The organism is Leptothoe kymatousa TAU-MAC 1615, from assembly GCF_018739865.1.
Classification (GTDB): domain Bacteria; phylum Cyanobacteriota; class Cyanobacteriia; order Phormidesmidales; family Phormidesmidaceae; genus Leptothoe; species Leptothoe kymatousa.
Genome location: NZ_JADOER010000004.1, coordinates 111,243 through 123,596 on the forward strand (window position 1 = coordinate 111,243; position 12,354 = coordinate 123,596).

The window sequence follows — 12,354 nt, forward strand, 5'->3', positions numbered from 1 at the left end:
TCATTTCACTGTACTATCCGGGATTTAATCTACGTCTCCGGCGGGGATCGCTTCCGTAGCGGTTATGTCTTTTTGTAAATCAGTCCCTTGACGTTCTTCATTCAGTGGGATCTGGGGTTTGTAATTCTTCTATTTGCTGCTGCAAGGTGGCCATCTGTTTTTGCAGATTTTTTAGGGTGCGGTGCATCTCTGGCAGGCGATTGTAGATTGCCGAAGATTTGAGGTAAGTGCGATAGGAACTGGCAGGGCTGCCCATCATGATGCTGCCTGGGGTGACATTGCTATGGAGCCCGGCTTTGGATCCGGCTTGTACTCCTTTGCCAATTTTGGCGTTGTTGGCGACGCCCACCTGTCCGCCTAAAATCACCAGGGAGTCTAGTTCGACGCCCCCGGCTAAGCCAACCTGGGCTGCCAGGACACAGTTGTCGGCGATCTGGCAGTTGTGGGCCACATGCACTAGGTTGTCCAGTTTGCTGTTGCGGCCGATGCGGGTGGTGCCTACGGCGGGGCGATCTACAGCTGCGTTGCAGCCCACTTCCACATGGTCTTCGAGGATGACGATGCCGGATTGGTGCATTTTTTCCCAACCCTGGTCCGTGGGCACAAAGCCAAAGCCCTCAGAGCCGATGACGGCGCCAGCGTGGATAATGCAGTGGTTGCCGATTTGGGCGCGCTCATGGATGACGCAGTTGGCATGGAGGGTGGTGTGGCTGCCTACCGTTGCGTTGGGGTAGACCACGGCATGGGGATGGATACATACGTTATCGCCCAGGGTGGCGCCGCTATGGATAACGGCATAGGCCCCAATGGCGACGTTGTTTCCTAGGGTGGCACTGGGGTCGATGACGGCGGTGGGGTGAATGCCAGGGGCTAATTGAAATGGCTGGTAAAACAGTGCGATCGCCCGCGCAAATCCGAGCCGCGGCTCCTGAACGCTAACCCAGGCAATGTCCTTGGCGGTTGCCTGGGCCTGGAGAGTTTCATTGAGGGGCAAAATCAGCGCTGCATTGGTTGTTTGCTCAATGTAGGGGGCAAACTTTTTCCCTTCCACATAGCTGATGGTATTGGGTTCAGAGTCTTGAACCGCCGTGACTCCCACGATATCTGGATTAAGGTGAGGTGAGGCTGCCAAACTGGATGTTTCTGCCAGGCCAAGCTGCTCTACGATGTCGCTAAATTTCATGGGTGCGTGGGTGCTATTGGCGTCTCCAGCGTCAGGCTATCAAAAAAAGGTCAAGCCGAAGATGATTCCTGGGACCGGTGCTCTAAAAAGGCAACGCATTCCACATGGGCCGTTTGGGGAAAGAAGTCGGCGGGCTGCACCTTTTGTAGGCGATAGTCCTGGGCACAGAGAATTTTCAAGTCCCTGGCCAAGGTGGTCGGATTGCAGCTCATGTAGACCACACGGGCTGGAGCAATCTCTAGCAATGTGTCAAGCACGGTGCGATCGCAGCCCTTACGGGGCGGATCCAAGACCACCGCATCGATCGGTCTGGCCTCTTGCCCACTAATGTCCTGCAACAGCTCTTCCACTGACCCCGCAAAAAACTCCGTATTTTGCAGCCCATTCAATGCGGCATTGTGACGGGCCTGGGCCACCGCTTCGGCCTGCAGCTCAATGCCAATACAGCGAGCTACCCGCTGCGCTATGGGCAACGATAGGGTGCCAATGCCGCAGTAGGTGTCCACTACGGTCTCATTCCCCTGCAAATTGAGTTCGTCCAACACAATTTGAACTAACCTCTCCGCTTGGAGCGTATTCACCTGGAAAAATGTATTGGGTTGAATCCGTAATCGCAGCCCCAAAAATAATTCTTCAATGTAAGGCTGGCCTGCCAAACATGTGGTTTCTTCCCCAAATATGCGATTGGTTTTATGGGTATTGATATTGAGACATACCCCGACCAAATTCGGATGCTCTTCTAGCCATTGCTCGGCCTGCTGTTTGACATCGGGCAGGTGGCCGGTGGTCACCAATGTGAGCAAGACCTGCTGGGTATGTTGGCCGACGCGCAAACCCAAGTGCCGTAATCTGCCCTGGTGTTTTTTCTCGTTGTACAAGCTCCATTGGCGCGTTTGAATCGCCGTCTTGGCTGCCACCAAAAGCGGATCCAACTGTTCATGCTGAATGGGACATTGATTCAGATTAACGATTTGGTGACTGCCCTGGCGGTAATATCCCGCTTTCACGGTGCCACCATTTCCCCGAGCCAAGGGATAGGTAACCTTGTTGCGATATTTCAGCACCTGGGGTGCCCCCAAAATAGCTTCAATCCGAACATCGGATAGGCCCCCGATACGTGCTAGCGCAGATTGTACCTGGTGTTCCTTGGCGGCCATTTGCTGGGCATAGTCTACGGCCTGCCACTGGCATCCCCCACATTTATCCGCCACGATGCAGGCGGGGCGAACTCGGTGGGGAGACGGCTGCAAAATCTGGATCCATTTGCCATAGCCATAGTTAGCCTTAATGCGCGTTAGCCGCACCTGGAGCGTATCCCCCGGCACAGAATTAGCGACAAAGACTACGCGCTCTTGCCAGCGCCCGACTCCGTCGCCGCTGTTACTTAAGCTTTCAATTGTTACGTCAATAATTTGTCCCTGTTTCCAGTCAGAGAGCGTGGTCTGTGCAGCCATGGTGAGGGTTCTGTGGGACGAGTCGAATCCGCAAGGAATAGCTTCCAATTCTATGGCAACTCTAGGTCAGTGCGTTGTCTGGAAATGGTTCTAGTGCTTTGTAAACTCTCTTAACATACCTCTCAGACTAGAACACGCAGTCAGTTATTATTCAAAACAATAAAAGCCTTAAGGCATAGGTAAAAGTCATCCTTCCCTTGTGCCCCCTAGAGTCGATACACTGTAATCATTACGAGTCACCGCATTCATTAAGCTATGTCTGTTGTTAGCCAAGTAATCCTCAATGCAGATGATGAGCTGCGCTATCCTACCAGCGGCGAGCTCCAGGGCATTCAAGATTTTTTACAAACGGGTCCCCAGCGTTTGGGTATTGCTCAAGTTTTAGCTGAGAACGAAAAGAAGATTGTCGATCGTGCTAGTCAGGCGCTTTGGCGTCGCCGTCCCGACTTTATCGCCCCCGGTGGTAATGCCTATGGGCAAAAGCAAAGAGCCTTGTGCCTGCGCGATTACGGCTGGTACCTGCGCCTCATCACCTACGGCATTATTTCAGGTGATAAGGACCCCATTGAAGATATTGGGCTAGTGGGCGTGCGCGAAATGTACAACGCCTTGGATGTGCCAGTGCCTGGAATGGTGGCAGCTATTGAGTGCCTTAAGGATGCGTCCCTGGGTTTGCTGACCGAAGATCAGGCTGTGGAAGCGGCCCCCTACTTCGATTACATCATTCAGGCGATGTCTAGCTAAGTTTGAAGCTAGGACCCTTGATTTGTCTCAATTTAATTGAATATCTTAAAATGAGGAGTACATATGATCGTACGCCTCATTTTTTGTATATGCTTGGAGCACTGTTCATCTGAATTGGAATCGTGTCCCCTAAGCACAGTTATCGCGGTTGTAAGTTAGGCACTGTGGTGAAGTCCAATTCCCACTGTGATTATGTCGTACAGCTCAATACCGATCGAGATGTCATGGAGCCCCCGGTGGCCAGTGATTATGGATTTGGTCAGTTTGTGGCCTTAGAGACAGACCACCAGCACTGGGCCGTGGGGATTATTTACAACTCACAGTTATTAAATCCAACATTTTTGAATAATGGGCCCCAGTTAACCAGCGCGCCTGATCCATTATTTACCCCTGACCTGATTCAAGAAACTAAAACCCTGCTCAATGTGGTGTTGGTGGGCACGTTAATTCAAAAGAGTAACCAGATCTACGGTCAGCAGGGGATTCCCCGTAATGTTGTACCGGTCAATACACCGGTGTTTGCTTTGCAAGAAAAAGGCCGCCATCAGTTTCATTTAAGTGCCGATGCCCGTCCGCAGTTTAAGTACTATGGTCATCTTTTAAGCGGTGGTGGTGCGTTTGCGGCCCAGCTAACTCAACAGGTGCTGACTGAGTTAAGTGCATCGGGCTTATTTAAAAATGCCGATCAGCGGGCTTTACAGGTTTTGTGTCGGGAACTGGCTTGGAAAAATACGTTGGGGGCCATGGGATAGATCAACCGGGTAAATGGGCTGAAAACGTCTGCTGGTACGGATATCTGTGATCAAAATCAATAAAAATGTGATCAAATGTGATCAAAATCACAGGTTGATGATGACTTAGATCGCCATCACCCCTCTGTAAATTCAGCATACTAAGGATGACTCAACTCTAGCCGAGTCATCTACAGGGAACACACAACCAGCCGATAGAACTCGCGGGAGTTCTGTCGGTTTTTTTTTGCCTAGGGGAATGGTGGGTAGCCATAGGGCTCTGGGCACCTATGGAGAGGTGTGAGCGCTGTCTGAAAGCTTTAAATTGCGATCGCTACGCCCGAAGTAATCCACCGCAGACCTGCAATAGACGCCTATCCCCATAAAAATCCAGGCTATCGATAAAACCAGTGGGCAAAGACAGTTTAAGATCAAACACTGTCCACCCTGGTCCTGTTTCATGTCTACCCCTTCATCCACCCCGATTCCATTTTCTCCAGAGGAAATTGCCTCTGAAGGGTTAAAGCCCGGTGAGTACGATGAAATTTTTCAACGCTTAGGACGCCATCCCAATCGAGCGGAGTTGGGCATGTTCGGCGTGATGTGGTCAGAACATTGCTGTTACAAAAACTCCCGCCCGCTGCTGAAGCAGTTTCCCACCGAAGGGCCTCGTATTCTGGTAGGCCCAGGGGAAAATGCGGGTGTGGTTGATGTGGGCCATGGCCAGCGTCTGGTTTTCAAAATTGAATCCCATAACCACCCATCGGCTGTGGAACCCTTCCAGGGCGCAGCCACCGGGGTGGGGGGCATTTTGCGCGATATCTTCACCATGGGGGCACGGCCAATTGCGGCCCTGAATGCGTTGCGGTTTGGCACCTTAGAAGACCCTAATACCCGCCGGATTTTTACCGGGGTGGTCTCTGGCATTTCCCACTATGGCAACTGCTTTGGTGTACCCACCGTGGGGGGAGAAATTTACTTTGACGCGGCCTACGCGGGCAATCCTTTGGTCAATGCCATGGCCATTGGGCTCATGGAAACCGAGGACATTGTTAAATCTGGGGCATCGGGCATTGGCAACCCGGTGCTCTATGTGGGCTCCACCACAGGTCGAGATGGCATGGGCGGCGCCAGTTTTGCCAGTGCAGAGCTCACTGATGAGTCAGAAGCCGATCGCCCGGCGGTGCAGGTGGGGGATCCATTTCTAGAAAAATCCCTAGTAGAAGCCTGCCTAGAAGCCTTTAAGACAGGGGCTGTGGTCGCAGCCCAAGACATGGGGGCCGCTGGCATTACCTGCTCGACATCAGAGATGGCTGTGAATGGAGGCGTGGGCATCGAACTGGATCTCGATAAGGTCCCCGTGCGTGAGACCGGCATGGTGCCCTATGAATATCTGCTATCCGAATCCCAGGAGCGCATGTTGTTTGTGGGACACAAAGGGCGTGAGCAAGAATTGATTGATATTTTTGAGCGCTGGGGTCTGCATGCGGTGGTGGCCGGTGAGGTGATTCAGGAGCCCATTGTTCGTATCTTATTTCAAGGAGATGTGGCGGCTGAGGTACCTGCCTCTGCCCTAGCAGATAACACGCCCCTGTATGAGCGGGAAGTTTTGGCCGAACCCCCGGCCTATGTGCAAACGGCCTGGGCTTGGAGCGAAGGCCGTTTACCCAATGCTTCTGCGGCTGGCATCGATGGCAAATCCTGGAATCAGGTGTTGCTAGCGTTGCTGAGTACGCCAACCATTGCGTCTAAGCAGTGGGTTTATCACCAGTACGACCATCAGGTGCAAAACAATACGGTGATGCTGCCTGGTGGCGCCGATGCGGCGATTTTACGTTTGCGCCCCCTGGAGGGCGACGATGGAACAAGCAGTAATTCTGGGGTGGCGGCCACCACCGATTGCAATCCTCGCTATGTGTATCTCAACCCCTATGGGGGCGGCCTGGCGGCGGTGGCAGAGGCGGCTCGCAACCTCAGCTGTGTTGGCGCTGAGCCCATTGCGGTCACCGATAACTTAAATTTTGGTAGCCCCGAAAAGCCCGTGGGCTATTGGCAGTTGGCAGAGGCGTGCCGAGGTTTGGCCGATGGCTGTCGTTTGTTTGACACCCCCGTGACCGGCGGCAATGTGTCTCTCTATAACGAAACTGTGGATAGTGAGGGCAAGCCCCAGCCGATTTATCCCACCCCCGTGGTGGGCATGGTGGGGGTCATTGATGATCTCGATCTCATCTGTGGCCAAAGTTGGCAAAATCCTGGCGATCGCATCTATCTCCTCGGTACCCCCTTAGGGGACCTTGCCGACGAAACCGTTACCTTAGGCGCATCGGAGTACCTCAAAGTGATTCACGGCCAGGTGGCGGGCCGGCCCCCTAAGGTCAATGTCGATCTGGAGTTAAAGGTACAGGCCGCCTGTCGCCACGGCATTCGCCAAGGTTGGATCACATCTGCCCACGATGCGGCGGAGGGGGGAGTTGCGATCGCCCTCGCTGAATCCGCCATCGGCGGCGAGCTGGGCGCTACGATCCACCTGCCAGATACCCAGCAACGTCAAGATACCCTGCTCTTTGGCGAAGGCGGTGCCCGCATTCTCGTGACCGTCTCCCCGCAATATTTCAGCCTTTGGGAAGAGTATCTGACCCAGCATCTCGCGGCTCAATGGATGACATTGGGCACAGTGGCCCAGGCCAACGACCCATTAACCATTCAAACCCCAAGCGGTAACCCTCTGATTAGTGTAGATTTACCCACCATGGTGGATAGCTGGCGCTACGCTATAGAAAGAGCCCTGGACAATTAAGTCTGTTCGAAGCAAGACTAGCCCCCTCCATTCAGCTTTGGATGCTAGGATCCTACTAGTAGTTAAGAAAATGTTAAGAGTTGTTGGTTCATTGATATGACTTTATTTGAGCGTATCGATCTCCGCTATCAAAGTTCTCAGTAACTCAAACTTTCTGTTTCCTTTAATGTCACCATTTTCTTCCCGTATGTTTTAGGCAGCCGTCTAAAACATACGGGGGTTAGATCATAAATTTCAGCGCTGCTTTTAACCGTCATTCCTACCTAGCGGACTCACGATGCCTCTTCCCTCTGATTTTTCCCCGCAAACTCCTGCCGTGGATGTTCGTCCCGATAAGCCAGAAGAAGCCTGCGGCGTATTCGCCGTGTTTTCTCCTAAGGACGATGTCGCAACGCTCACCTATTTTGGGCTATATGCTTTACAACATCGAGGACAAGAATCCGCTGGTATTGCCACCTTTGATCATGGCAGCATCAACGTCCACAAAGATATGGGTCTGGTTTCCCAAGTCTTCGATGAAGACGTACTTCAGAACTTGACTGGACAATGGGCCATTGGGCATACCCGATACTCCACCACTGGTTCGAGTCGAGTCGCCAATGCACAGCCAGCCATCTTATCCACTCGCCTAGGGGATATGGCCTTGGCCCATAACGGTAATGTGGTCAATGCCGGTAAGCTCCGCGAAAAACTCCTAAAGCGCGAGCATACCCTACTAACCACCACCGATACAGAAGTATTGGCTCTATTGATGGCAGATGCTGTGAATGATGGCAAAGACTGGATCGCCGCTGCCATTGATGCTTGCCAGCAGTGTGAAGGGGCCTTTAGTCTGACCGTTGCCACCCCTGAGGGAATTTTGGCCATTCGAGACCCAAATGGCATCCGTCCTTTGGTGATGGGCTACTTTGGCGATGAGCACCCCCATGATGGCGCTGGTCAATATGTAGTATCCTCCGAAACCTGCGGGCTCGATATTGTCAACGCCCACTATTTTCGAGATGTTCAACCCGGTGAGCTGGTTTGGATTAGTGAAAGTGGCCTTAAATCCGTGCAATGGGCCGAGCCAGAGCGTCGGCTATGCATCTTTGAAATGGTCTACTTTGCCCGACCTGACAGCATATACCACGGCGAGAGTCTTTACAGCTATCGCAAGCGCCTGGGCAACATATTGGCAGAAGAATCACCGGCCGATGTGGATTTGATTATGCCCGTGCCCGACTCGGGTATTCCGGCTGCCATTGGTTTTGCCGAAACATCTGGGATTCCCTACGCAGAAGGCTTAATTAAAAATCGCTATGTAGGGCGCACCTTTATTCAACCAACTCAAATGATGCGAGAGGCAGGTATTCGCATTAAACTCAACCCACTTCGAGATGTGTTGCAGGGCAAGCGAATTTTGTTGGTGGACGACTCCATTGTGCGCGGCACTACCAGTGGAAAAATTGTTAAAGCGTTGCGAGATGCCGGTGCCACCGAAGTACATATGAGAATATCATCCCCCCCGGTGACCCATCCTTGTTTTTATGGCATTGATACCGATAGCCAAGATCAGCTCATAGCAGCCACTAAGTCTGTTAAAGAAATCGAAGCCAAAATCACAGTAGATTCCTTAGCCTATCTAAGTTGGCAAGGGATGCTAAATGCTACTCAGCAAGATACGGGCACCTTCTGCTCCGCCTGTTTCACCGGTGACTATCCTGTGGCAATTCCAGAAATGTTCAAGCGCTCTAAGCTGATGTTGGAAAAAACACCCATAGAAGCTTAGGCGTCCTGATCTTGTAAAACCACTACCGAATCCCATTTTGACTGTGTCAGTTCTTCACGTACCTAATGGCTATGTATAAGGCTGTATCCTAGATGAATATATAGACATCTAGACGTGTTTTAAAATTTCATAGTGGTACAACCAGGGGATAAGGTTCAAATTTTATACCCAGCCTATGTTGCTGGTAAAACAACTGTGGTTTTAGAAAAGGAAACGCTTCAGGATGGATCTAAAACAGGTTACTGGTTGGTTCGAACTGAAGGTGATGGTGAGGTTTTGGTATTGTTAGCTAAAGAAATGCGTCTACTCAAAAGCACGTAAAAACTGTCACTTGGTCAAATAAAAGCGAATTGGTTGCTTTTTCACAGTTCTTGATTCAATACGGTTCCAATAAAAAAGGCTCTGCATTTGCAGAGCCTTTTTTATTAAGTAACTAAGTTAGAAACTTAGAACTTGAAAGTAGAACGAACTACACCATAGAGGCCGTCATTGTCACCACCGTCGGGGTTGCCGTAGATCACAGAAGGAGTCAGAGTCCAGTACTTGTTGATCTTAGCGGACATGTAACCTTCAATTACTTCGTTATCGTCGAAGTCTTGAGTGTAGTAAATGCCAACACCATCGCCAAGAAGGTTAGGTAGAGCAGCACCAAACTGGTAGCTGTCGTCACCATCTTGGTCAGCATAGTAACCAGCAAGCTCAAAACCACCGAAGTCTAGGCTTAGCAGACCAGCGATGATTTCATCCTCGTCATTAAGAGCATCAGAGGAACCACCCATGTAGGTTACAGCTGCGTCGATGATGCCATCGCTTAGGTAGTTCAGCTGGAAGATGTACTCATACTCATCAAAGATACCTTGGGAAGCATCTTGACCAGCACCAGTTGCATAACCAGCATCAAAAATTAGGTTCTCAGTTAGAGCAACGTTGAAACCAACACCTAGAGAGTTGCCACCGATACCTAGCTGATCGTAGAACTGAGGACCGCCGTAATCGCCAACGGAAGGACCATCGAAGGGAACGATGGTGCTAGATACAAAGTCGTCGGAAACGATGCTGTTTGCGGCGATGATACCGGAAACACGGCTACCAACGGGGAAGCTGTAGTAAACGTCGTCAATAACAACGTTGTTGCCAGTACCACCGTCACGGGCTAGGTTCCCGGGGATGCCAGTAGCACTGTTGTTGCTGTCGCCAAACTGGAGACGAGTACGCAGACGATCTTCGCCAGTGAAGCTAGTGTCTAGGTTTAGACGAGTACGATACTCAAAAGTAACTTCGTCAGCGTCGGTATCAGCAATACCGTCAGCATCGGTGTCAACCTGAACGTCGGTATCGAAAGGAATAACCAAGTGAGCGTCTAATTGACCCTTCAGCTTAGTAGTAGTAGAGAACTGGTTAGCTTCTAATTCAGCTACGTCAGCTTCAAGAGTGTCAACGCGACCACGGATGGTAGCAAGCTCAGCAGCAAATTCTTCTTGCAGACGCTTGATAGTCTCAAGTTCGCTGTTGCCGTCGGGGCCGATTAGCTGAACAATTACGTCCAAACAAGCGTTCAAACCAGCGGCAAACTCATAACGAGTCATGGCGCGGTTGCCGCGGTAGGAACGATCGGGGTAACCCTCAAGGCAACCGTACTCTTCAACTAGGCGTTGCAGAGCAGTGTAAGCCCAGTCAGAAGGAAGCACGTCAGAAAGCTCGGAAACACTAGTAACCTGAGCCAACTGGATAGAGTCAGAGTTGCTTAGAGCGTCAACGCTTACGGTCTCAGCAGCTACAGCAGAGTTGGAAAGAGCAGCACCCAAAACAAAGGGGCTAGCCATTAAGGCCTTCCAAAGATTAGCCATTATTTAATTTCTCCTCACACCTTAGAAAGTAGGCCGAGATCCAGCCAAACAGCTGAAAAACTCAGACTATTAAACACACGAACGAAGTCAACCAAAGTATTAAAATACATTGAGAGTACTTCTAGGTAGACATGCTAGCAGATTCTTCAGTGAAGAACCAGTAAATTCAATCACCATAAATGGTCAGAATTAATTAGCGTGCTCAGTCTACTTATACTTTGCATGCTCGTATATTCGATTAGAAATTTTCTCTAGGCTGTGACAGTTGATTTGCTGACCCAGTTATCGATGAAAATCCAAAAAATCTTTTGAGCAATGTGTTTGCGATTCTAAAGCGTGAAAAGAATTGAGCATGGGCTCTGAATTAACTAGAACCCATGCAAAGTCCCTAATAGGGCGTCTTAGAACTTGAATCTGGAACGGATGACACCGTAGAGGCTATCGTTGTCGCCACCGTCGGGGTTGCCGTAGATCACAGAAGGAGTCAGAGTCCAGTACTTGTTGATCTTAGCGGACATGTAACCCTCAATGGTTTCGTTGTCAGCGAAGTCTTGAGCGTAGTAGATGCCAACGCCATCACCCAGTAACCCAGGTAAAGCCGCACCAAACTGGTAGCTATCATCACCATCTTGGTCAGCATAGTAACCACCCAACTCAAAGCCACCGAAGTCTAGGCTTAACAGACCAGCGATGATAGCTTCATCAGCACCAGCGGACTCACCATCCATGTAAGTGATAGCAGCGTCAATGATGCCATCGCTGAGGTAGTTCAACTGGACGATGTACTCATACTCATCAAAGATGCCAACACTAGCGTCTTGACCAGAACCAGTGGAATAGCCAGCATCCAAGATCAGGTTCTCAGTTAGGGCAACGTTGAAACCAGCTGCGAAGCCACCGCCACCGATGCCTAGCTGATCGTAGAACTGAGGACCGCCGTAATCGCCAACGGAAGGACCATCGAAGGGAACGATGGTGCTAGTTACAAAGTCGTCGGAAACGATGCTGTTTGCGGCGATGATACCGGAAACACGGCTACCGATGGGGAAGCTGTAGTAAACATCGTCAATGCGAACATCGTTGATACCACCAGCACCAGCTGCAGCGAAGCCACCGGGAACACCGCCAAGGGCATTGGTATTGTCACCAAACTGAAGACGAGTACGCAAACGGTCTTCACCGGTGAAGCTAGTGTCTAGGTTTAGACGAGTACGGTACTGGAACGTTACTTCGTCAGCGTCGGTATCAACAATACCGTCAGCATCGGTGTCAACCTGAACGTCGGTATCGAAAGGAACAACCAAGTGAGCGTCTAGCTGACCCTTTAGCTTAGTAGTCGTAGAGAACTGGTTAGCTTCTAGTTCAGCTACGTCAGCTTCAAGAGTGTCAACGCGACCACGGATGGTAGCAAGCTCAGCAGCAAATTCTTCTTGCAGACGCTTGATAGTCTCAAGTTCGCTGCTGCCATCGGGGCCGATTAGCTGAACGATGACGTCCAAACAAGCGTTTAAACCAGCGGCAAACTCATAACGAGTCATGGCGCGGTTGCCACGGTAGGAACGATCGGGGTAACCCTCAAGGCATCCATACTCTTCAACTAGGCGTTGCAGAGCAGTGTAAGCCCAGTCAGAAGGAAGCACGTCAGAAAGCTCGGAAACGCTAGTAACCTGAGCCAACTGGATAGAGTCAGAATTGCTTAGAGCGTCAACGCTTACGGTTTCAGCAGCTACAGCAGAGCTGGAAAGAACAGCACCCAAAACAAATGGGCTAGCCATGAAGGCCTTCCAGAGATTAGCCATTATTTTTTAGTTCCTCACACCTAATTGACGG

Annotated in this window: 8 protein-coding genes; 4 read left to right on the top strand and 4 right to left on the bottom strand. The window is 50.8% G+C overall.

Annotated features, from left to right (window positions below; translation table 11 throughout):
* Window positions 1–97: 97 nt before the first annotated feature.
* Complete coding sequence (gene lpxD, locus IXB28_RS03025; protein WP_215617071.1) at window positions 98–1,183, bottom strand: UDP-3-O-(3-hydroxymyristoyl)glucosamine N-acyltransferase; 1,086 nt, start codon at window positions 1,181–1,183, stop codon at window positions 98–100.
* Between the two features lie 50 nt (window positions 1,184–1,233).
* A complete protein-coding gene (rlmD, locus tag IXB28_RS03030) occupies window positions 1,234–2,637 on the bottom strand; it encodes a 23S rRNA (uracil(1939)-C(5))-methyltransferase RlmD (RefSeq protein ID WP_215617072.1) in 1,404 nt (467 codons plus the stop codon).
* A 255-nt stretch (window positions 2,638–2,892) separates the two neighbouring features.
* On the opposite strand from rlmD, the gene IXB28_RS03035 reads away from it, so the two are divergent.
* The 4 genes from IXB28_RS03035 to purF all read left to right on the top strand — a co-directional run bounded on the left by IXB28_RS03035 (window position 2,893) and on the right by purF (window position 8,677).
* A complete protein-coding gene (locus IXB28_RS03035; protein WP_215617073.1) occupies window positions 2,893–3,381 on the top strand; it encodes an allophycocyanin subunit alpha-B in 489 nt (162 codons plus the stop codon).
* Window positions 3,382–3,548: 167 nt separating this feature from the next.
* The gene (locus IXB28_RS03040) at window positions 3,549–4,133 is read left to right on the top strand and encodes a hypothetical protein (RefSeq protein WP_326520933.1); all 585 of its coding nucleotides are present in this window, start codon (window positions 3,549–3,551) and stop codon (window positions 4,131–4,133) included.
* Window positions 4,134–4,572: 439 nt separating this feature from the next.
* A complete protein-coding gene (purL, locus tag IXB28_RS03045) occupies window positions 4,573–6,909 on the top strand; it encodes a phosphoribosylformylglycinamidine synthase subunit PurL (RefSeq protein ID WP_215617074.1) in 2,337 nt (778 codons plus the stop codon).
* Between the two features lie 277 nt (window positions 6,910–7,186).
* On the top strand, window positions 7,187–8,677 hold the full coding sequence (gene purF, locus IXB28_RS03050; RefSeq protein ID WP_215617075.1) for an amidophosphoribosyltransferase: 1,491 nt from the start codon (window positions 7,187–7,189) through the stop codon (window positions 8,675–8,677).
* A 446-nt stretch (window positions 8,678–9,123) separates the two neighbouring features.
* Here purF and IXB28_RS03055 read toward each other — a convergent pair whose 3' ends face one another.
* Together IXB28_RS03055 and IXB28_RS03060 are read right to left on the bottom strand one after the other, a co-directional pair.
* Window positions 9,124–10,524 (bottom strand): iron uptake porin, encoded by a 1,401-nt coding sequence (locus tag IXB28_RS03055; protein ID WP_215617076.1) that lies wholly within the window; start codon window positions 10,522–10,524, stop codon window positions 9,124–9,126.
* A 401-nt stretch (window positions 10,525–10,925) separates the two neighbouring features.
* Window positions 10,926–12,323 carry an iron uptake porin gene (locus IXB28_RS03060; protein ID WP_215617077.1) on the bottom strand — a complete coding sequence of 466 codons (1,398 nt, stop codon included), beginning with the start codon at window positions 12,321–12,323 and terminating at the stop codon, window positions 10,926–10,928.
* Window positions 12,324–12,354 lie beyond the last annotated feature (31 nt).

Excerpts from the sequence above, each read along its gene's own strand:
- lpxD (WP_215617071.1), bottom strand. The coding sequence starts at position 1,183 with ATGAAATTTAGCGACATCGTAGAGCAGCTTGGCCTGGCAGAAACATCC.
- rlmD (WP_215617072.1), bottom strand. The coding sequence starts at position 2,637 with ATGGCTGCACAGACCACGCTCTCTGACTGGAAACAGGGACAAATTATT.
- IXB28_RS03035 (WP_215617073.1), top strand. The coding sequence starts at position 2,893 with ATGTCTGTTGTTAGCCAAGTAATCCTCAATGCAGATGATGAGCTGCGC.
- purL (WP_215617074.1), top strand. The coding sequence starts at position 4,573 with ATGTCTACCCCTTCATCCACCCCGATTCCATTTTCTCCAGAGGAAATT.
- purF (WP_215617075.1), top strand. The coding sequence starts at position 7,187 with ATGCCTCTTCCCTCTGATTTTTCCCCGCAAACTCCTGCCGTGGATGTT.
- IXB28_RS03055 (WP_215617076.1), bottom strand. The coding sequence starts at position 10,524 with ATGGCTAATCTTTGGAAGGCCTTAATGGCTAGCCCCTTTGTTTTGGGT.
- IXB28_RS03060 (WP_215617077.1), bottom strand. The coding sequence starts at position 12,323 with ATGGCTAATCTCTGGAAGGCCTTCATGGCTAGCCCATTTGTTTTGGGT.